At 61.4% G+C, this 20,116-nt stretch carries 22 protein-coding genes and 1 tRNA gene; 6 read left to right on the top strand and 17 right to left on the bottom strand.

What is annotated here, in order from left to right; all coding sequences use genetic code 11:
- Nucleotides 1-60 precede the first annotated feature (60 nt).
- Nucleotides 61-882 carry a F0F1 ATP synthase subunit A gene (gene atpB, locus ACVC5H_RS03230; protein ID WP_489620982.1) on the bottom strand — a complete coding sequence of 274 codons (822 nt, stop codon included), beginning with the start codon at nucleotides 880-882 and terminating at the stop codon, nucleotides 61-63.
- Entirely contained in the window at nucleotides 879-1,223 is a 345-nt protein-coding gene (locus ACVC5H_RS03225) for an ATP synthase subunit I (protein ID WP_338716928.1), read from the bottom strand. The genes atpB and ACVC5H_RS03225 overlap by 4 nt, the downstream gene beginning before the upstream one ends.
- A 295-nt stretch (nucleotides 1,224-1,518) precedes the next feature.
- Between ACVC5H_RS03225 and ACVC5H_RS03220 the strand changes: the two genes are divergently transcribed.
- Complete coding sequence (locus ACVC5H_RS03220; RefSeq protein ID WP_489620981.1) at nucleotides 1,519-1,752, top strand: hypothetical protein; 234 nt, start codon at nucleotides 1,519-1,521, stop codon at nucleotides 1,750-1,752.
- A gap of 63 nt (nucleotides 1,753-1,815) precedes the next feature.
- Here the strand turns inward: ACVC5H_RS03220 and ACVC5H_RS03215 are convergent, their stop codons facing one another.
- Nucleotides 1,816-3,315 (bottom strand): HD domain-containing phosphohydrolase, encoded by a 1,500-nt coding sequence (locus ACVC5H_RS03215; protein WP_489620980.1) that lies wholly within the window; start codon nucleotides 3,313-3,315, stop codon nucleotides 1,816-1,818.
- A 220-nt stretch (nucleotides 3,316-3,535) separates the two neighbouring features.
- Between ACVC5H_RS03215 and ACVC5H_RS03210 the strand changes: the two genes are divergently transcribed.
- From ACVC5H_RS03210 to ACVC5H_RS03195, 4 genes are all read left to right on the top strand, one after another.
- On the top strand, nucleotides 3,536-4,321 hold the full coding sequence (locus ACVC5H_RS03210) for an alpha/beta fold hydrolase (RefSeq protein WP_489620979.1): 786 nt from the start codon (nucleotides 3,536-3,538) through the stop codon (nucleotides 4,319-4,321).
- Nucleotides 4,322-4,550: 229 nt separating this feature from the next.
- The gene (gene galE / locus ACVC5H_RS03205; RefSeq protein WP_489620978.1) at nucleotides 4,551-5,561 is read left to right on the top strand and encodes a UDP-glucose 4-epimerase GalE; all 1,011 of its coding nucleotides are present in this window, start codon (nucleotides 4,551-4,553) and stop codon (nucleotides 5,559-5,561) included.
- A gap of 65 nt (nucleotides 5,562-5,626) precedes the next feature.
- Nucleotides 5,627-6,472, top strand: a complete 846-nt coding sequence (locus ACVC5H_RS03200) for a hypothetical protein (RefSeq protein WP_489620977.1) — start codon at nucleotides 5,627-5,629, stop codon at nucleotides 6,470-6,472.
- Nucleotides 6,473-6,487: 15 nt separating this feature from the next.
- Nucleotides 6,488-7,273, top strand: coding sequence for a glycosyltransferase (locus ACVC5H_RS03195; protein ID WP_489620976.1), 786 nt, complete (start codon nucleotides 6,488-6,490; stop codon nucleotides 7,271-7,273).
- 101 nt (nucleotides 7,274-7,374) lie between these two features.
- On the opposite strand, the gene ACVC5H_RS03190 is transcribed toward ACVC5H_RS03195, so the two are convergent.
- The 10 genes from ACVC5H_RS03190 to ACVC5H_RS03145 form a co-directional block, all read right to left on the bottom strand.
- Nucleotides 7,375-8,514 carry a radical SAM/SPASM domain-containing protein gene (locus tag ACVC5H_RS03190; RefSeq protein WP_489620975.1) on the bottom strand — a complete coding sequence of 380 codons (1,140 nt, stop codon included), beginning with the start codon at nucleotides 8,512-8,514 and terminating at the stop codon, nucleotides 7,375-7,377.
- Nucleotides 8,511-8,843: a hypothetical protein gene (locus ACVC5H_RS03185; RefSeq protein WP_489620974.1), complete on the bottom strand. Its 333-nt coding sequence runs from the start codon at nucleotides 8,841-8,843 to the stop codon at nucleotides 8,511-8,513. Before ACVC5H_RS03185 ends, ACVC5H_RS03190 begins: the two co-directional genes overlap by 4 nt.
- A gap of 39 nt (nucleotides 8,844-8,882) precedes the next feature.
- Nucleotides 8,883-9,992: an alpha-ketoacid dehydrogenase subunit beta gene (locus ACVC5H_RS03180; RefSeq protein ID WP_489620973.1), complete on the bottom strand. Its 1,110-nt coding sequence runs from the start codon at nucleotides 9,990-9,992 to the stop codon at nucleotides 8,883-8,885.
- Complete coding sequence (locus tag ACVC5H_RS03175) at nucleotides 9,964-10,929, bottom strand: thiamine pyrophosphate-dependent dehydrogenase E1 component subunit alpha (protein ID WP_489620972.1); 966 nt, start codon at nucleotides 10,927-10,929, stop codon at nucleotides 9,964-9,966. The genes ACVC5H_RS03180 and ACVC5H_RS03175 overlap by 29 nt, the downstream gene beginning before the upstream one ends.
- Before the next feature lie 24 nt (nucleotides 10,930-10,953).
- The gene (locus tag ACVC5H_RS03170; protein WP_489620971.1) at nucleotides 10,954-12,477 is read right to left on the bottom strand and encodes a PfkB family carbohydrate kinase; all 1,524 of its coding nucleotides are present in this window, start codon (nucleotides 12,475-12,477) and stop codon (nucleotides 10,954-10,956) included.
- Nucleotides 12,477-13,061 (bottom strand): SIS domain-containing protein, encoded by a 585-nt coding sequence (locus ACVC5H_RS03165; RefSeq protein WP_489620970.1) that lies wholly within the window; start codon nucleotides 13,059-13,061, stop codon nucleotides 12,477-12,479. Before ACVC5H_RS03165 ends, ACVC5H_RS03170 begins: the two co-directional genes overlap by 1 nt.
- Nucleotides 13,058-14,053: an SDR family oxidoreductase gene (locus ACVC5H_RS03160; RefSeq protein WP_489620969.1), complete on the bottom strand. Its 996-nt coding sequence runs from the start codon at nucleotides 14,051-14,053 to the stop codon at nucleotides 13,058-13,060. The genes ACVC5H_RS03165 and ACVC5H_RS03160 overlap by 4 nt, the downstream gene beginning before the upstream one ends.
- 42 nt (nucleotides 14,054-14,095) lie before the next feature.
- Nucleotides 14,096-15,193, bottom strand: a complete 1,098-nt coding sequence (locus ACVC5H_RS03155) for a radical SAM protein (protein ID WP_489620968.1) — start codon at nucleotides 15,191-15,193, stop codon at nucleotides 14,096-14,098.
- 143 nt (nucleotides 15,194-15,336) lie between these two features.
- Complete coding sequence (locus tag ACVC5H_RS03150; protein WP_489620967.1) at nucleotides 15,337-16,269, bottom strand: glycosyltransferase family 2 protein; 933 nt, start codon at nucleotides 16,267-16,269, stop codon at nucleotides 15,337-15,339.
- A gap of 672 nt (nucleotides 16,270-16,941) precedes the next feature.
- A tRNA-Arg gene (locus ACVC5H_RS03145) sits at nucleotides 16,942-17,017 on the bottom strand.
- A 258-nt stretch (nucleotides 17,018-17,275) separates the two neighbouring features.
- Between ACVC5H_RS03145 and ACVC5H_RS03140 the strand changes: the two genes are divergently transcribed.
- Nucleotides 17,276-17,836 (top strand): c-type cytochrome, encoded by a 561-nt coding sequence (locus ACVC5H_RS03140; protein WP_489620966.1) that lies wholly within the window; start codon nucleotides 17,276-17,278, stop codon nucleotides 17,834-17,836.
- A 176-nt stretch (nucleotides 17,837-18,012) separates the two neighbouring features.
- Here ACVC5H_RS03140 and ACVC5H_RS03135 read toward each other — a convergent pair whose 3' ends face one another.
- The 4 genes from ACVC5H_RS03135 to ACVC5H_RS03120 all read right to left on the bottom strand — a co-directional run bounded on the left by ACVC5H_RS03135 (nucleotide 18,013) and on the right by ACVC5H_RS03120 (nucleotide 20,111).
- Entirely contained in the window at nucleotides 18,013-18,717 is a 705-nt protein-coding gene (locus ACVC5H_RS03135; protein ID WP_489620965.1) for a YiaD family glycine zipper/OmpA-like lipoprotein, read from the bottom strand.
- 198 nt (nucleotides 18,718-18,915) lie between these two features.
- Nucleotides 18,916-19,356, bottom strand: a complete 441-nt coding sequence (locus tag ACVC5H_RS03130; RefSeq protein WP_489620964.1) for a hypothetical protein — start codon at nucleotides 19,354-19,356, stop codon at nucleotides 18,916-18,918.
- 39 nt (nucleotides 19,357-19,395) lie between these two features.
- Nucleotides 19,396-19,794, bottom strand: coding sequence for a phage holin family protein (locus tag ACVC5H_RS03125; RefSeq protein ID WP_489620963.1), 399 nt, complete (start codon nucleotides 19,792-19,794; stop codon nucleotides 19,396-19,398).
- A gap of 8 nt (nucleotides 19,795-19,802) precedes the next feature.
- Entirely contained in the window at nucleotides 19,803-20,111 is a 309-nt protein-coding gene (locus ACVC5H_RS03120; protein WP_039783473.1) for an ElaB/YgaM/YqjD family protein, read from the bottom strand.
- Nucleotides 20,112-20,116: the final 5 nt, after the last annotated feature.

Here is a 20,116-nt window from a genome sequence, read left to right as displayed (position 1 = left end):
AAGTTAAATTAAATACAAAACCAAAAAACAAACTGAAAAACAGGTACTGCAAGCCTTGTGTTAGTGCGCTTCGTGCGCCTGGCCCAGGTAAACCAGTGTCAACATCATGAAGATGAATGCTTGGAGCAACACGATCAGGATGTGGAAAATTGCCCAGATAGAACCGGCGATCACATGGCCGATGAAGCCGAATGCGGTCGCGGTCGATCCCAGCAATGCGATCAGCAGGAACAACAGTTCGCCTGCATACATGTTGCCGAACAGTCGCATGCCCAGGGACACGGTCTTGGCGGCGAATTCGATGATGTTCAGCAGCAGGTTGAACGGCGCCAGCCAGATGCCGAAGGGTGCTGCGAACAGTTCGTGGATGAAGCCGCCGGCACCCTTGATCTTGACGCTGTAGTACAGCATCAGGGCCAGCACGCCCAGGGCGATGCCCAGGGTGCCGTTGAGGTCGGCGGTCGGAACGATGCGGTGGTGCATTTCACCCAGGCCGAACAGGCCCAGGATGCCGGAAGCCAGGTCGACCGGCAGGAAGTCCAGCGAGTTCATCAGGGCCACCCAGACGAACACGGTCAGCGCCACCGGGGCGATGAAGGTGCGGTCGCCATGGACGATGGCCTTGGACTGGTCTTCGACCATTTCCACGACCATCTCGACGAAGGCCTGGAAACGGCCCGGCACGCCCGAGGTCGCCTTGCGGGCGGCCAGGTACATGAAGAAGCAGGCGACCACGCCACAGAACACGGACCAGAAGATGGTGTCCACGTTCAGGATGGAGAAATCGACGATCTTGGTCTGGTGATGGGTGGAGAAGTGTCCGAGGTGGTGGACGATATATTCAGAGGCTGTCGGCGCGTGCTCTGCGGCTTCTACGGTCATGGTCGGTGTCTAAACAGTAAAATGAAATAACTCTTAAGCACCACGATGAAGCTCAGCAAAAATGCGAGCCAGTGAACACCGTGGTACAACCAAACGATTGCGCCCATGAGCGCAAAGGTCGTAGCAATCTTGATAAATTCCCCGAAGAAAAACGTCATCGGGTTGGTACCACCGGGTTTCTGCGCACTGACATGAAGTCGCAGTGCAAACAGGGCATTGGGAACGACACAGCAGACGCCTCCCAACAATGCGGACCACAGCGCCGGAAGTCCGCCCAGCATGCCCGCCACCAAGGCGGCGACGACCGTGGTTACGAGCTGCAAGAGAATGATGCGCAGCATATCTATCCAATATCGTGCATGCGCCGCACCCTTTACGAGCAGACGGCATCTTAAAAGCCCGGCGATTATAAAGGTTCGTTTTCTGGTAAGTCAAACCTTTTGCAGCCAGATCAAGGGCTTATCTGGGGCACTTCGCGGCGAGTTGTGGCAAATAAGCAGCCACTTCGATTTTTTGCGGCGCAACAAGGAAACTTTGCCGCCGCGCGCTTGTCCGCCGTCCGCTTTCCCTGCTTGAGGGATTTTCCCTTCCCGCCTATTTATTCATCTTTGTGCATCCCGCCATGAAGTGGCGCGAATGAAGGCCGTGCTGACCGGATATAACGCCGATCTTCAAGGCAGCGCACAATTTAATCAAAAATGGCGTCCAGCGCTAGCGAAATATCCCGCAAATTCAATGATTTACGGAAACTCGCAGGGCGCTCGCAAACGTTTTCAGGGTCCACTGACATTTTGTCAGGAAATCCACAGAGATCAGACGACCTGGCTCGCTTTTCTGCAGGCCATGTTGCAGTACAGCGAAGATCGGTAAAAAAGTGAGCTGGCTCACCAGACCGGTGCAATGGTCGGACCAGTGACACCCGGATATCCGGGATCAGATCAGACCCAGGTGCAGGCCCTTGAGCGTCGCGGCAGCCCGCGTGGAACACTGCAATTTGCGAAAGATGCTTTCGACGTGGGTACGCACGGTCGAGGGGCTGATCTGCATGGCGCGCGCTGCTTCCTTGTTGCTGTCGCCCAGGCTGATGCGGCGCAGCACTTCGCGCTCGCGCTCGGACAGCAAGCCCTTGCGCGCGGACGGTGACGACTGATCTCCGGCAGCGGCAAGAACCCAGCGTAGGGCCTCTGCATCGAGCCGGCCTAGGTGTACTTCGTTCTCCAGCATCTCGGCCACGATGGCGGCCGGCCAGGCAGCACGCCAGGGCCGCGGTGCACCCAGTGCGGCATGAACCGCCGCCACCGCCAGCAGGCGTGCGGGCAAGCCGAGCGCCTCCTGGCTGAATCCACGGAAGTAGCCGCTGCCATCAAGCCGCTCATACAGTTGCGATGCGAGGTCGGCTTCCTCGCGCAGGGCGGGAATCAGGGCGCCGGCGCGCGAGGTCCAGTACGGTGCCAGACGGACGCGTTCCCAGTCTGCCGTGCTGGGCCGCCCAGGTCGCTCCCAGATGGTATTGGGCACGGCCGCACGGCCAATGCCATGGATCAGCGCGGCGCGGGCCAGGCGTTGCTGTTGCCGCTCAGGCAAGCCCGCCAGCGCGGCGGCGTGCCGCACCAGTTCACTGACGCGGCGAGAATAGCCGGTCAGCCAGGGCAGCTTCAGTTCGATGATCTCGGCCACGATGCGCAATGGCACTGCATGCGCGGGCAAATCCGCCAGCGCCGCGCCGGACTCGTCATCCAATGCCGCCAGCCAGGCAGGCGCATGGCGGGCGGCGCGTTCGGCCAGTTCGGCCGGGTATTTGATGCCACCGTAGCGGCGAACCATGTGCACGGCCACCTCCGGACCATGCGTGCGCGCGTAGATCTCCAGATCGCCGGCCAGGCTGGTGTAGTAGACCGCAGGCGGCACCGCCGGCCCGCGCAGTTGGTCAGGTGCACCGCTGCCGTCATGGTGCTCCCAGACATGGCGCAAGGCGGTTTCGACCCCGGCCGGCAAGCCCAGCAGGCTGGCCACCTCCCCTGCCACTTCGCAATGAATGCGGGCTAGCGGAGCGATGGTTGTGAAGTTCAATGGATGATCGGCCGGCAAGCCATCGCGCAGCATCGCCTCGCGCCCGCCGACATCATCCCCCAGCAGGCTGGCAAAGCCGGCCGCATTGGCGGTGCAGCCGGACCAGCGCAACCAGGACACCAGTTGAGCCTGCTGAACCAAGGCCGGTGCCGCTCCTTCCAGCTGCGCCACCTGCGTGGCCAGCGCAGCGGTGCGCCGCGACTGATCGGGAGGCTGGCCCATGCTGAGATCGCCCACCAGCGCCAGCACCTGTACAGCGGTGCCCGCAGCAATCATCGGCTGCGGCGTGTCGGCAACGGCCTGGTCGGCCGGGTCGCCAGAATGCGAGGAAGAAGGGGATATCGGATCGGCGTCGGGAAGCATCCCGACACTGTAGCGGCAAGCGCCAGCCTGCCGCAATCAACTCTTCGGTTAATGGGCAGGCCTGCGATGATCGGCCACAATCGCGGCGCCTGTCGCAACGCCTCATGGCCATGCTCCCGGGGTCGGTCAATTGACCGATACCGGCGCCAGAACCGCATTCCTATACTGGCCTCACTGCAGCACACCCCACCTCACACCCGTTTTTGAACAGGAGAACACCATGAAAACCACTTCGCCCCGCTTCCGCCTCAAGACCGGCCTTGGCATGCTGGCCCTCGCCACCGCCTTCACCGGTACCAGCGCCATGGCTGCCGACCAGGCCGAAAAGCCCTCCGTGGTGATCGTCCACGGCGCCTTCGCCGATGGTTCGGACTGGGCCAAGGTCATCCCGCTGCTGCAAGCCAAAGGCATCAAGGTGACCGCCGTCCAGAATCCGCTGACCTCGCTGGCCGACGACGTGGCCGCCACCAAGCGCGCCATCGACAACCAGCCGGGCAAGGTGGTGCTGGTCGGCCACTCCTGGGGCGGCACGGTGATCACCGAGGCGGGCAACAATGAGAAGGTGGCCAGCCTGGTCTATGTGGCCGCCTTCGCACCGGACGCCGGCCAGGCCACCGGCGACCTGGGCAAGGACTTGCCGGTGCCCCCGGGCATCGCCAAGCTGTCCGTGGACAAGGCCGGGTTCGCCAGCCTGCCGCCGGCCGCGCTGGCCGCAGACTTTGCCCAGGACGTGTCGGCCAAGCAAGCTGCCGTGATGGCTGCCACCCAGGGCCCGATCGCCATGAAGGCCTTCGGCGACAAGATCGAGACGGCTGCCTGGAAGACCCGGCCCAGCTGGTACATCGTCAGCACCAAGGACCGCATGATCCAGCCCGCTCTGGAACGCGCCTTCGCCAAGCAGATCAATGCGAAGACCACTGAACTGGCGGCCAGCCACGTGCCGCAGCAATCGCGTCCGGCAGAAGTCGCCAAGGTGATCCTGGAGGCGGTGGCCGCCACCAAGTAAGTCTGCACGGCTTGCTGCCTCCCCCCAAAAAGCCGTCGCCCGCTTCTTGCCGGCGACGGCTTTTTGCCTTTTCGCTACAGGAGCACGCCAAGTTGCCGAAATAGAAGGATATGAAGAAAAAGTCCGGCTGATCCCCGCTTGGGCGGCCAGATTCCCGTGCTCTAATCTGTGGGGACCCGGCAGAGTCTGACATAATCACGACGTTGCCAACTTATCAAGCGAAGCTCACATGAATATTCTCGTCACCGGCGGTGCCGGCTATATCGGCTCCCACACCTGCGTGGAGTTGCTGAAGGCAGGTCATGAAGTCATCGTTTTCGACAATTTTTGCAACAGCAGCCCGGAGTCAGCCGCCCGGGTGCAACAGATTACCGGCCGCAAGCTCTCGCTGGTGAAGGGCGACATCCGCAACCGCGAGCAGCTGGAAAGCGTGCTGCGTGAATTCAAGTGCGAGGCCGTGATCCATTTCGCCGGTCTCAAGGCCGTGGGCGAGTCGGTGGAACAGCCGCTGATGTACTACGACAACAACGTGGTGGGCACCGTACGCCTGCTGGAGGCGATGGAAGCCACGGGCGTGAAGACCATCGTCTTCTCTTCCTCGGCCACGGTGTATGGCGATCCGCAATATCTGCCGCTGACCGAATCGCATCCACTGTCGGCTAGCAATCCCTATGGCCGCAGCAAGATCGTCATCGAAGACATGCTGCGCGATTACCATCGCGCGCACCCCGACTGGAAGATCGCCCTGCTGCGCTACTTCAATCCGGTGGGCGCGCATGAGAGCGGGCTGATCGGCGAAGACCCGGGCGGCATCCCCAACAACCTGATGCCCTACGTGGCCCAGGTGGCCGTCGGCCGCCGCGAAAAACTGAGCATCTGGGGCGGTGACTACGCTACCCCCGACGGTACCGGCGTGCGCGATTTCATCCACGTGGTCGACCTGGCTACCGGCCACCTGGCCGCCCTGCAGGCGCTGACCGAACCGCAGTGCTTTGCCGTCAACCTGGGCACCGGCAATGGCTACAGCGTGCTGGATGTGGTCAAGGCCTATGAGAAAGCTGCCGGCAAACCCATTCCCTACACCATCGCGGCACGCCGCCCGGGCGACATCGCCTCCTGCTATGCCGACCCGGCCGAAGCGCGCCGCAAGCTCGGCTGGGAAGCCAGGCTGGGGCTGGACGCCATGTGCGCCGATTCGTGGCGCTGGCAGCAGATGAATCCTAACGGGTTCAAGTCCTGATCCGGCACCTGCACCTGATGCGTAACGCTGCGCGTTGAGCGCTCACCGTTGACCGAGAGACGTCCATGGCGACCCATATCTACCAAATCTTTTATAACGAAGCCACGCGCCGGCAGGTCGATCCCGGCTTCATCCCCCTGGAGAACCAGGGCAACCCGCGGCCGGACTGGCGCGAATATTGGCCGATCCGCAATTTCTTCCTGCAGAACGTGCTTAATGAGGACGATCTCTATGGTTTCTTCTCGCCCAATTTCTTTGGCAAGACGCAATTGCAATCGCAACGGGTGCATCGCTTCATCGAGGACAATCCGGGCAACGAGGTCTACACCTTCACGCCCTTCCTGCAGGACTCGACCTGCTACCTGAGCATGTTCGAGCAGGGCAACCGCTACCACCCCGGTATGGTGCCGCTGATGCAGGCCTTCCTCGCCTCCATCGAGCTCGACGTGGATCTGTCGCGCCTGGCGATGGACTTCCGCAGCACCATCTACTGCAACTTCCTGGTGGCCAAGCCTTCGTTCTGGAGCAAGTGGTTCGCCATCACCGAACGGCTGTACGAAGACGTCGAAAACGGCAACAGTGATTTTGCCCGGCGCATGAACGCGCTGACCACCTATCACAAGATGCCGCTGGACATGAAAGTGTTCGTCATGGAGCGCATCGCCTCGCTGATCCTCGCGCTGGACCACAGCATTCCGGTGGCGCATTTCGACATGGGCCAGATGCCCTGGTCCGATCCCATGTACTACCCCTGCCGCGACGACATGTTCGTCCTCAACGCATTGAAGATGGCCTACATCGCCAGCGCGGATGAACGCTATCTCAAATTGTTCTACCCCCTGCGCAACCAGGTGCTCAAGCGCTGTGACCGCCAGTACGGCGACGAGAAACGCGAGACCTTCTTCCAATGAGAGCTGATTGATTCCATGAACAACGCCCCCCTGTTTTCGGTCATCGTCACCACGCACCATCGACCCCTTCTGCTGGAGCGCGCACTGAAGTCCGTGCTGGCGCAGAGCTTCCCCAACTTCGAGATCGTGCTGGTGGCCGACGAAGGCAGCGCCGAGACAAAGAACGTGGCCACCGCACTGCTGCGCGCGCACGATATCTTTTGCGCATTGCCCGGCGCCAAGGGCCCCGGCGAGACGCGCAACGTGGGGGTGGACCTGGCGCGCGGCCGCTACATGCTGTTCCTCGATGACGATGACAGCTACCACAGCCATTATCTGCAGGGCCTGGTCGATTGCGGCAAGCTCTCGCCGGAAGCGGTCAACTACGCCAACTTTACCGAGGTGCGCGAATCCCGCAACGATGGCGCCATCCAGACGATATCTTCGCGCGAAGTGGAGATCGGCAGCACCGAGATCGCCGTCCTGCTGGTGCGCAACTTCATTCCCAACAATGCCGTCATCCTGCCGGCCGCCATCGCCCGTCGGCACAAGGTCGATACCAACCTGCAAAGCCACGAGGACTGGGATTACCTGATTGCGCTGCTGTTCCAGCATTCCTTCAACTTCATCGGCGTGGCTGGTCCCGTGGTGCATGTCAACCTGGGTAGCAGCCGCAACAACGATGCCAAAAGCAATGGTTCCATGGGATTGGATTACCTGTCGATCTATCGCAAGTGGCCACTGGCCAACGACAGCATCCGCAACGCCCGCAAGGAATCGCTCAAGAGCATGGGACTGGACTTGCCGGCCGTGCTGCTTTGAAACCGCCGTAGTGCTGGAGACAAAACGGCCCGTCCATGGACGGGCCGTTTGCTTGTCGGGCTTGTTGCACCAGCCAGCGGGCCGCTGGCCAGGCGCCTGCATCAAAGGAAATTGTGATGCAGGGGCTTCGGATCGGTGCCCGGCTGGATGCGCTGAATCCCCTTGGCATGATTGTCCAGCGCCACGCTGACGTAGTGCTGGATGGGCAGCGTCCCCATCATCTTGGGCGCATCGAAGGCCGGCGAGGCCAGGTAGTTCATGGCACGCCAGTAGCGTTCGGACTTCCAGATGTCCTTGAAGCGCTCCTCGGTAAAGTTGCCGATGTGCAGCTTGGAGTAACGTGCGTTGAAAAACATCCCGGACGGCGCCACCAGGCCGCTGCCGCTGATCTGCAGCAGGAACTGCGGTCCATAGAAACGGCTGTACGAAGCCTGGTCGCCATCACGGATCTTGGACCACTTGACGATGACCTTGGTGGTGTCGTTGCTCATCGCCTCGGCCTGCTCGAGCACGCCATAGAGGGCTGCATACTGGGAGTAATCGATGCCCAGCGTACCTTGCTCGTCATCCGAGCAATGCTTGATGACCGCGTAGTCCACGCCAAGATCGAGCCCCAGCTGGGCGAACGGAATGATCTCATCCTTGAGATCGGGTGTCAGCACCATCTGGATGCCCAGCGTCACCGACAGGCCCAGCTTGCGCTTGAGATCCACGGCGTACTTGATGTTCTTGATGGCGCGATCATAGACCTCCGTATGCTCGGGCCCCTTGTACATGATGCGTGCATAGCTTTCGGCACGGCCGGCGGCCACGGTAAAACGGATCCAGGTCATGTGCGGCAAGATCTGGTCGACCTTCTCCGGCCCCCATTCCCAGGCATTGGTAGCGTTACCAACATCGATGCCCAGCGAGGCCGCGTGCTGGATGAACGGCACGTAGGCCTTGGAGAGCGTACTCTCGCCATCGGACACCAGCGACACGCTGCGAATGCCGATTTCGGCGAAGTCATCCAGCAGGTTCAGCGCATGCTGGACCTTGATGCCGGTACGCGCCTGCGACTCCTGCATCATCGCGTAGCAGAACGAGCACATGGCACCGCAGCCACGGGTCAGCGCCATGTCAACGCTGACCGGTGCGATCCGCTCGCCGGCTTCCCAGGCCTGCACGCGATCATAGTGATAGGAAAGCTTGTGGGAATCGAGGATCAGGGCCCCGTCCTTGGTCTGTACCGCGTTACTCATGATTTCACCTCGATACCGCGCAGATTGCGCAGAGAGTTCTTGTCACCCAGCGATTCGCCCCATACCGTGATGCCGTCGTCGATGGCCTGCTTGAGCAAGTCTTCGTAGTCCAGCAGCAAGGTACCGCGTTCGGCCGGACCGCAGGACTGCAACAGGCGCACGATGACCTGGCCATCGGCACGTGCCGACAGCGCGGTCAGCTTTTCATTGAAGACCGGCGCACGCGCGGTGACTTCTGCAGCAATTCGCGCCAGGCGCTGGGATTCGGACAGGCTGCTCCAGGCCTCCGATGGGCTGGGGGTTACCGCTGTTGCGTGGGGAAATGGCATATCGGCTTTTCTCGTTGCTGTGTGCTAGTCGTGCTCGGGTCAGAAGGGGCCGGAAAAATCACGATTGGGAACGTCATGCGGACCATTGCGCCGGGTCGCCTCGACCAGGCGATTCATGGTGTCGTTATCGGCAGCGCGGTCCAGCATCTTGAGGGCGGCTTCAACGATCATCAGCGGCGTGGGATAGTAATGTTCCGTCATCGAGGGCGCGGTGGGCGTCGGATAATCGGGCGAACAGATCCGCACCGGCGCCTTCTTCAGGCTGCCGAAGGCCTGCTCGGTTACGGCCGCCACCAGTTCCCCGGCAATGCTGCCGGTCTTGTAGGCGGTATCGGCCACGATCAGGCGCCCGGTCCGGCGCACCGAGGCCAGCACCGCATCGACGTCCAGCGGCCGCACGCTGCGCATGTCGATCACTTCGGCCTTAATACCGGCCACACTGGCCAGCGCACGCGCGGCAATGAGCGACTCGAAGCTCATGTAGGAGAAAGCCGCGATGGTCACATCGTCACCCTGATGGATGGACTTGGCCTTGTCCAGGTCGACGCGATAACGGTCTTGCGGCACCTCATCGCTGACGTGGTGCAGCCAGCGGTGCTCCAGGAAAATGACCGGTCCGTTGTCTTCAATGGCGGCAATCATCATGCCCTTGGCGTCATGCGCCGTGGTCGGCATGACCACGCGCAGGCCGGGGATCTGGGCAAACATCGCCTGCAGACTCTGCGAGTGCTGCGGCCCCTGCCCCCAGCCACGGCCGACGATCATGCGCACCACCAGCGGCACGGTGGCCTTGCCGTTGAACATGTAATGCCATTTGGCGGCGTTGTTGACCAGCTGGTCCATGGACAGCAAGGCAAAGTCCACGCGCTGGTGGATCATCACCGGCCGCATGCCCGCGATGGCCGCGCCGATACAGGCACCGGTCAGTCCGTTTTCGGACAGGGGCATGTCGAACACCCGCTGCGGACCGAATTTCTCACGCAAGCCCTGGGTCGAGGTGAAGATGGCCTTGGGATCCGGAACGCCTTCACCGATGACGATGACACGTTCATCGTGCGCCATGCTCTGCTCCAACGCTTCGCGGATGGCTTCCACATAGGTCAGTGTGCGGCTCTGCTGCTCATGCATAGACGTAGGTACTTGCTTCATCGTTGGTCGGCTTGCGTGCCAACAGCGCTGCCGAAAAGGCGGTTTCGATTTCGTCGCGAATGGACTGCTCCATCTGCCCAATATCGTCCTGCTGCAGCGTACCGCTCACCAGCAGCCTCGACTTGTAGCGCTCGATGGGGCAGTCGAGTTTGCCGGAGGCGATCTCGGCGGCGCTGCGGTAATTTAGATGATCATCGTAATCAGGACCGCAGTGTTCGCGCCAGCGATAAGCATCGAATTCCAGGAACCAGGGCCCGCGGCCCGCGCGCAGATCGGCCACGGCACGGCTGACCATGGCCTGCACCTGCTCGACGTCATTGCCATCGCCTTGCGCGGCCGACATGCCGTGTGCCTCGGCAATGCGATAGATCGGGCGGTCGGCCTGACGCTCGTTGCGGCGCGTGTAGACGGAGAAATCATTGTTCTCGCACACGAACAGGATAGGCAGGCGATGCAGCGCCGCGAAGTTCAGGGACTCATGGACCACGCCCTCTTCGAAGCAGCCATCGCCAAAGAAGATCACCGTCACCGTATCGCGCTTCTGCAAGGAAGCCGCCCAGGCCGAACCAACGGCCAGGGGCACGGTTCCGCCCACGATGGGCGTGGAACCCATGAAGGCCACATCGGTATCAATGAGGTGCATGGAGCCGCCCCGGCCACCGCAGCAGCCGGTCTGCCGGCCATACAGCTCGGCGATCATCGCCGTGAGATTGCCGCCCTTGGCCAGGTAGTGGCCATGCGCACGGTGGTTGCTGTACATGCAGTCATCGGCGCGCAACGCGGCGGCCACGCCGACGGCGATAGCTTCCTGGCCGATGCACAGATGCATCGGGCAGCGCATTTCCTGTTCTTTGTAGCGATCGGCCAGCGCTTCTTCGATACGCCTGATGCGCAGCATCGATTGCAGCAGAGCCGGTGGATGAGTTTGATTCGTCACAGGTCTATCCTGATGGGAGGTGCTTTATTTGAGCAAGGTCGACACGTACTTCTTCAGGCCGATGGAGCTCACGGGTTCGCGGTTACAGACGATCTGCACGTCCATGGCTGCGGCCACACTGCCGACGAAATTGGCGACCTCGGATTCCAGGCCACCGGCCAGGCAGAGCGCGGACAAGGACAGGAACGCATCACCGGCGCCGATACGGTCGATCACCCGGGAGGACAGTGCCGGCACGCGGCTATATTGGTCATGCCCGACGTCACGCATGAGCACCCCCTTGGTGCCGCGCGTGACGGCCAGATGCCCGGCGCCCAGCTTGTCGGCGATGCGCGCGCAGACCTCTTCCAGCGAGCTGTGCTTGTTATGGGCGGCCAGCCGCAGTTCGGGCTCGTTGAGCGAGATGAAGTCGGCGCGCTGGTAGCGGTCGATCACATGGAAACCGCGATTGCCGCTGTTGATCTGCGTATTGACGGCCAGGTAAGCCGACTTCTCGGTCAACTTCTTGACCATCTTCTCGGAGATGAAACCGTTGCCGAAGTCGGCGGTAATCACCACATCGAATTCCGAGAGGTGCTCGTCCAGCCATTGCAGCACGAAATCGCCCCCATCGACGAATTCCGGTTCTTCCTTGAAGAAATAGATCTCGAAGAATTTAGCCAGGTCGTTGTCGACGAAGCGGCGTTTGGTGACGGTCGGTGCGCCGGAGAAATAGGTGAACACCGGCGTGACGTTTTCCTTGAGCTTGCTGCGGATGAAGTCTTCGTGGCTGTCATGGTCACCCAGGGCGGTCAGCAGGGTCACCTGCTTGGCGAACTGGGAGACGTGGTTGACCACGGCCAGCGAGCCGCCGGCAAACTGTTCTTCGTTGCGGTACTGCACCGCCAGCACGTTGCCTTTGCCGGTCTGGCCCAGCGGCGACACGTAGTGGTACTGGTCGATGATGGCATCGCCCACGACCAATACCTTGAGATCGGCCAGCGAGTCGATCAGGGAATGGATCTTCTTGTCGCTCCACTTCTTGGCAAACTCCTGCAGGAAGGCACGGGTATCGGGTGGGAACACGCCGAAGTGCTCGTTGAGCAGGCTGGTGGAGCTGAAGGTGATCTCGTCGGTATAAAAGATTTCGCCGCCATGCCGTTCGACTGCTTCCTTCTCGCGTGCGATGTTGCCGGTCACGTCGCCCGCATGGTCACGGTATTCACCGCCTTTGGCGTAGACCGCCGGGCGCAGCTGATCCAGCAGTTCAATGGCCGTGAGCGCGAAATTGATGGCCACGTAGTCGACGCATTCCAGCGCGGTCAGGTTCTCAGCGCGCATCTGCTGGTTGAAGACCGGACGCCCCGGGCCCTTGTTGACGAACTCATCGGCCGTCACGGTGGCGATGAGGACATCGCCCTCCTTGGCGGCCCGCTGCAGATAGCGGATGTGACCGGTATGCATGAGGTCGAACGTGCCATGGCACAGAACAATGCGTTTGCCTTGCGCCCTCAGGGTCTCCGTGATGGCGGCCAGTTCGGCCAAAGGCAGGATCTTGTGCGTACTCATCATTGTCCCTTCAGCTTGTCGTTGAAACGGTCTGCCAGGTTGTGCAGGATGAACTGATGGCCGATCTCGACGAAGCCATAGTCTTGCGAATCGAGCCAGACGTTGGAATCCCCCATGGCGCGCAGCGGATTGTTCTCCTTGAACCCGCTCAGGGTCAGCGTGAAGGCGCCGATCTCGCGTGCCGCAGAGACAGCGTTGCGGATATTGAGCGAATTGCCCGAGCTGCTGATGGCGATGAGCATGTCCTCGGGCGAAAGCACCTGCGAGAGCATGCGGGCGAAGGCGTTTTCGTAGCCGTAGTCGTTGGCCATGCAGGTCAGCAGGGAACTCTCATGCAGGGTGCTCGCGCGCAGCTGCGCCACGTTGAAGAAATCGGTCACGGCATGGGCGGCCACGCCGGCACTGCCGCCGTTGCCGATGATGTAAAGCTGACCCCGGCGTTCTCGCAAGCGGGCCAGTTGCTGGCAGAGGGAATCCATGCCCGCTTCCAGCGGCAGGGGAACGCTGCTGCGATCACTGATGGCCGTTTGGGCGATGATGTCTCGAAAGCGTTCCAGACGCGAGAGCAGGGTCAGTACCGTCATTTCTCCTTGCCTCCAAGATATTGGAACCAGACTTCCGTGGCCTTGCCGATGCTCTGGGCGTCCCACACCGGCGCATCGCGCCAGTCATTGATGTTGGCCAGCATGGTGGCCACCCCTTCTTCAAAGCTGATCTGCGCCTTCCAGCCCAGCAGCCGCTCGATCTTGCCGGTGTCAGCGAAAGTGCAGTCGGGCTCGCCGGGCCGCTTGGGAATGTATTGCACCTCGCCGCCCAACAGCTCAACCAGACGGTTGACGCTGTAATGGTCGCCGCTGCCCACGTTCATCGCCTCGCCGCTCACCTCCGATTGCGCAGCGGCCAGGAACGCGCGCGCGACGTCAGTGACGTAGGTGAAATCGCGCGTCTGGGTACCGTCGCCAACCACCGTCAAGGGCTTGCCCTTGAGGATCTGCGCCAGGAACACGCCGAACACGGCGCCATAAGCGCCGGTAGTGCGCGAACGTGTGCCATAGACGTTGAACAGGCGCAGCGACACCGTAGGCAACTTGTAGACCTTGCCCCAGTGGAGCACGAGTTCTTCGCCCATGTACTTGGTCAGCGCATACGGATATTGCGGCTGGATCGGGGCGGTCTCGGCGGTGGGGTAATGATCGGGAATGCCGTAGCTCGACGAGGACGCCGCATAGACCAGGCGCTTGACCTGATTGGCGCGGGCGCATTCGAGCACGTTGAAGGTGCCCGACACATTGGTGCTGTAATACTCGTCGGGCTTGTTGATGGAAGGCACGATGTCCGCCATGCCGGCCAGATGAAATACCCAATCAACGCCCGCGAATGCCGGTGCGATGGCGGCCGGCTCACGGATGTCGGCATGCACGAAGGAAAAACGCGGATTCTCGCGCAGCGCCTCGATGTTCCTCAACTGGCCGGAGACCAGGCTATCGAGGGCCACCACTTCATGACCCTCGGCGATGAGCAGCGCGCTGAGATGGCTACCGATGAATCCGGCACCGCCGGTGACTAGACATTTCATAAGTTAAGTTATTCGATCAGACGAGAATCGGAAATCGGAAAATCAGATGAAGTTGACGTGCTCGATCAAGCCTTCCTTGAGGTTGAACAGGTAGCGATTGACCTCATCCATGCGGCAATTGACGCGGCACTGCTTGATGTCCAGCTCCGTGCGGATGTAGCGGAAATTCTCTTCGCGCTTCTTGCCTTCCCAGATGGCCTGGAAGGATTCCTCGTTCAGATTCCCGTACATGAAGCGCTTGTCCAGCAGATAGGCACTGCAGCCGTAGACATCGCCGTCGGCCATGACGTAGGCCCAGAAGAAGGGTGTGGCATTGCACTTGCTGTAGCGGCTCTCCGCTTGCAGGGTCTTGCGCATGGTGTTCTCGCGGAACACCACCTGGAAGCTGTCGGTGCTGAGCGAACGCAGCTTTTCAGCCTGCTTGAGCGATTCGTTGTAGTTGATGTCCTTGTAGACCTGGGTCTGGCTGAACATATGCTGCGAATAGGGCTTGATGACCAGGTAGTCCAGGCCGATCTCATCGCGGCAGATCTGTGCCAGGGTCTGCATCTCATGGGCGTTTTCAGGCAGCAGCAAAGCTTGCGCGCCGATCACGCACTTGAGCCCGTTGGCCTTCTTGTGGGCAACGGCGCGCTGCAGGTTGGCGATCACGCGGCCAAAGTCCTTTTCCTTGGTGCGGTGGACCTTGGCATAGGTCTCGGCCGTGCCGGCGTTGAGCGAGACCTTGATCCACGAGGTCAGCTCCAGCGAGCGCTGCACGAATTCCTCGTTCAAGACCGTGGCATTGGTGGTGAAGGAGACATCGATGCCGGCCTCCTTGGTAGCGCGCACCATCTCATTGATCTTCTTGTGCAGCAGCGGCTCGCCTTCGCCGGCGAACATGATGCTCTTCACGCCCAGGCGCCCCATCTCGCTCACGCGCTGCGCAAACAGATCGACGTTGAGCATGTTGCTCTGATAGCCGATGTAGTCCACCGCGCAGAAGGTGCAGCGGTGGTTGCATGCGCCCACGGGGGAGACTTCCACGTAGATCGGATAGACCGACTTGGCCTTTTCCCACTCGTCGCCCGCCTCCAGGAACTGCGCCACTCGCTTGGGATGGTAGATCAGCTTGTGACTGTCAATTGCGTACTTGTCCATGTTGCTTCAGATAAATTGTTCGTGCGTTATTAACGAATGGCGACGCCTGATGCCGGCGCGGCCCGGAGCTTACTGACCTTGTATACGGCTGTTTTTCCCAAAAATACAGCGCATGCCCGCCAGCGCTCGTGGGAGCGGCGGACTTACATATTGCTCAACAGTGCGTTGGCGGCCAGCAGGACCGGTTTGTAGATCTCGTGGAAATTGCGGCTCTCGCGCGCTTCGGCGGTCATCTGCGAGAATTTTGTGTAGAACAGGTTCTGTACCGCAGTCATGAAGGCAGGGGCCTCCTTGAGACGCCGGCGCAGCGGATAGTTCGACAGATGGCGCAGCACCAGCAGCGCCATTTCATACGCACCACGTCCGGTGTGGGTATAAAGCGCATCGGACGACAATTGCGATGCCACCTTGCGGAAGGTGCCGCAATATTCGTCGAGGAAGTGGATCCGGTCGGGATGGGCAATGGCCATTTCGAGCGCCAGGTTCCAGTCGTGTCCACGAAACTCGCCCAGGCCGTCGACATTGACCAGGCCATCCAGGCGCAGGTCATAGGGCAATTCCCTGGCGCCATGGCGCGGCAACTGTTCCTTGCGGAAGATGGCCGTGCAAAGGAAGGCGTAATGGTCGAAACCCAGCAGCGCGCGGAAGTCGTCGGCCCCCTCCATATGGCGTGCGCGCCAGCCGGGGTGCTGTAGTTCAGTGACTTGCTCGCCGTCGAGGATGGTGTATTTTCCGAAACCGAAATACGCGTCCTTCTCGACGACTTCCTTCAGTAGCCGCGCCATCTGCGCCGGATAGAAGAAGTCATCGCTGGACATGAAACTGACATAGGGCGTCTGCACATGCTGGTACATGGTCATCAGCGACGCCATTGCCCCGATGCTCGACGTGTTTTCGAAGATGCGTACGCGTGGATCCGAGGCATATTTTCTCAGGATCGCGGCCGTGTCATCGGTGGAACCGTCGTTGCAGATGAGCAATTGCGCTACCGGCGACTGCGGATGCAGGATGACGTTTCCCAGCAGATTGTCTAAGTAGATGCCGTGGTTCTTTGTCGGAACAAGAGTGGTCAACATGATGCGGCTTTCAAAGCGATACCTGAGGCAGATCCGGCTTCAAGTGAATAAGAAGGTTCTTGCGGGCTGCCTGATGCTGCCGTAATCGTCCGGGTATGTCCTGCAGGCTGAGCGAACGCCGGCCGGTCCCGTTATTCATGGGCTGTGCCCGGTTGAGGCGATGCCTCCGTCTCCAGCAGCACCATTGCCCCGCATGTGCGCAGAACAATCCTGAATTTCTTATGGTTCTGCTCCCATGGTGAAAAAAGAACGCCCTGCGGCCGTCATGACCGGCAGTACACCAGCAAGGCCGGACTTGGCGCTACACATTCCCCTCTCGCGGCATGTGACCAAGCTTATTGATGTTGCTGTATCTTAAATTCGTGCAAGAAGGAGTAAAGCCGTGAGAATCGCTCTAATGTGGCGCCAATTCTCCCTTTTCCTCCTGGCCGGATGAGTTCCGCCGGATGAGAATCCGATCGCATCGGAACGGCCAAAAATTGCCGGAGGGAATGTGCCTGACGCTGGCTGCCCGCGGCAAAAGTTCAGCAGGCCCTTGGACAGGAGTTGATATCGCGCAAAGTATCTGTTGCGCAACCCACGCATACTGCTCGCCAGCAGAATACGTTGCTTTATTTGTAATTTGTAGAAGATTGGCGCTGCAGCAGCAGGATGGCGCGGCAGGAATGGAAGTGGCGCGGCTGGCGGGGATCGAACCCACGACCCTTGGCTTCGGAGGCCAATACTCTATCCACTGAGCTACAGCCGCGCTGAATCGGGGCGAACCCCGGAAAGGCCTGAAGGATACCGTCTTTCCTGCGGGACGTCCATGGCGCTGGCGGTTTTTCCGTGTCAAACGGAAAGCATTGTGACTATAATCAAGAGTTCGGCGAGAGAGCGCAATGACAGCCCTGCCTGATCCTGGTGCCACGCAATGCCCGGCCAGACGGCCATCAGCGATGAGGCGATACAAAGGGAACCGACGTTTTCCGCCCCAATTTCGAGGAAACATTACGGAGGGACGCCAATGAGCTCAGCTCAGCATGAACACGAGTCGGCAATCAAGACTCCCAAGCAATTGATCGCAGCCGTGGTCGCAGGTTTTATGGTCCCCATCGTGTGCATCGTGCTGCTGGTGCAGTACGTGACCAATGGCCAGAAAACCGGCGCCGGCTCCGACAGCCAGACGCCCGAGATGATCGCGGCACGCATCAAACCCGTTTCCGACGATGGCTTCACCTTCCGTGATGCCAATGGTCCCAAGCAACTGCTCTCCGGTGAAGAAGTCTACAAGACCACCTGCTCGGCCTGCCACAGCGCCGGTGTAGCCGGTGCACCCAAGGTCGGCGACGCCGCCGCCTGGCAGGCCCGCATCGCCCAAGGCTATGACACCCTGGTCTCGCACGCCATCAACGGCCTGCGCGCCATGCCCGCCAAGGGCGGCAACCCGGATCTGGATGACGTCGAGATCCAGCGCACCGTGGTCTACATGGCCAACCAGTCCGGCGCCAAGTTCAAGGAACCCGAAGTGAAGGCCCCGGCCGCCGCCGACGGCGCTGCACCGGCGGCAGACGCAGCCGCCAAGTAAGCCTGCTTCCCGGCCATCCGGCCTGCAGGTCAGCTCAAAAAAAATCCCCGGACAAAATCCGGGGATTTTTACATTTCCGTTCAGGTTCCCTGAGGGCGAATTGCCACTGGCTACCCTGCCGGCCCCTCCAGATGCGCCCGCCTTGCCGGACGCCCCGAAGAATCCTTCATATCGCCTCAATACCGCTGTGGTGGCGGGTAGCTGCCCGGCGCCTGCTGGGCCGGTGCGGCGGCCTGCGGCTCGGCCACGAAGATTTCCACGCGGCGGTTCTTGGCGCGGTTGGCGTCGCTGGTGTTGGGCACCAGCGGCTCATGCGATCCACGGCCCATGATGTTGAAGCGGCTGGCAGCCACGCCGCGCGAGGTCAGGTAATCGCGGGTACGGGCGGCGCGCTGTTGCGACAGCGGATCGTTGATGGCATCGCTGCCGGTATTGTCGGTGTGACCCACGATGGTCACGGTGGTGGCCGGGTTTTCCACCAGGGTGGCAGCGAAGCGGTCCAGCACCGGGCGCATCTCCGGCTTGATGTCGGCGCGGCCGGTATCGAAGGAGATGTCGCTAGGGATTTCCAGCTTCAGGCGGTTGTCGGCCGTCTGGGTGACCTGCACGCCGGTACCCTGGGTGGCTTGTTCCATAGCGCGTTTCTGGTTTTCCATGCGGTTGGACCAGATGTTGCCGGCCACGGCGCCGATGGCACCGCCAATGGCCGCACCGCCCAGCGCGCGTCCGCCGCCGCCACCGCCCGTGGCCGCACCGATGATGCCGCCCAGGCCCGCGCCAATGCCCGCGCCAGTGGCCGTGCCGCGCTGGGTCTCGCTCATGTCGGCACAGCCGGAGAGCGCCAGTACGCCGGCGATTGCTGCAATCGAAATTTTCTTCATGTCATGTCCTTTCTTGCCTTCTCAGTCTTGTTGTCCTGGCCAAGGGCCGGTGTGCTTCAGAGCGCGCTGGCGGCGATATGTTCCTGTCGCGCTTGTCAAAGCTGTCACCATGAATGACAAAGGCACCCGGAAGTCCGGATGCCTTTGCAGGAACATCATGGCCAAGTCAGATCATCTCGCCTGGCCGCATCGAATCACTCAATCCGATTCGGGCGGACCTTGCAGTGCTGCAGCGTCATCCGGTTCTGCCGAATCGCTGCGGCCACCGCGCTGGCTGAAGTAATACGCCAGGCCACCCACGGCCGCGATCACGCCACCCATCAGCAACGGCTTGCGCAACCAGCGGCGCAACAACAGCGAGGCGCCCGTCATCAGCAGCGGCGTCACCGTCTGCAGATTGAGGTTGCCCAGCCCGCCTGACGTGAGCGACTTGATCGACTGGACCGTCCGGCCGCCGCCAAAGAGCGACGCGGCAAAATGGCCCACCCGGCTCAAGGCGCCCTTGGCCAGCGACTCGGCGCTCAGGTTCTCGCGCACTACTTCGCGCGCTTCCATCACGCCCAGCCGGTACAGCGCGCCTTGCGCGAGCACCTTGCGCTTGCGTTCCTCATGGGTCATGCCCTGGTCCTGATCGCTCATGCCGTCCTCACTGAACTGGGAAAAATGGCGCACGCCGCGTCACAAGAGCGCATCGCGGTCCTTGCGCAGCTCGCTCATGGTCTGCGGCAGGGATAGTTTGCCCTGCATCAGCACTGAACGGGCGTACCACACCAGGCCCACGGTCGCGCCGCTGAAGACGAAGCCCAGCAGCGCCAGGATCCGCCAGCCCCAGGTATCCCAGGCCAGCATGACGATCAACACCGACCAGAAGGCGATGGCAAACCACAGCGCGACGGCGGCCAGCACGAAGATGACGGCGAAGCGGACCAGGTTGGCACCGATTTCCGACATCTCCAGCGAAGCCAGTTCGATGCGGCTGATGATGAGGCCCAGCAAGTTCTTGGCCAGGCCCAGCAGGCCCGCCGTCAAGCCGGGGTGGGCGGCCGGGGCCGGGCCTTCCTTGTGGGGAGTCGCCATCGGGCAGCTTACTTGCTGCGGCCGATGACCAGGCCCACCAGCAGGCCCAGGCCGGCCGAGATGGCCACGGCGCGCCACGGGTTCTCATGCACGTAGTCGTCGGTCTTGGCGGCGACTTCCTTGCCCTTCTCGATGGCGGCAGCCTGGGCGGTCTGGGCGGCTTCGGCCGCAGCTTCCAGCAGGGTCAGGCCGCGCGCGCGCAGCTCGTCAGCCTTTTCGCCCGTGGCGGCGGCGGCTTCGGCGAACAATGCCTGGGCGTCCTTGACCAGCGTCTTCATATCGTTGCGAACGGTCTTCAGTGCGGGGGATTGGGGCATGTAAA

This window comes from Herbaspirillum sp. Her3, assembly GCF_057961275.1.
Note: the sequence above shows the minus strand (reverse complement) of the source record. Positions and strands in the feature narration are given on the sequence as shown.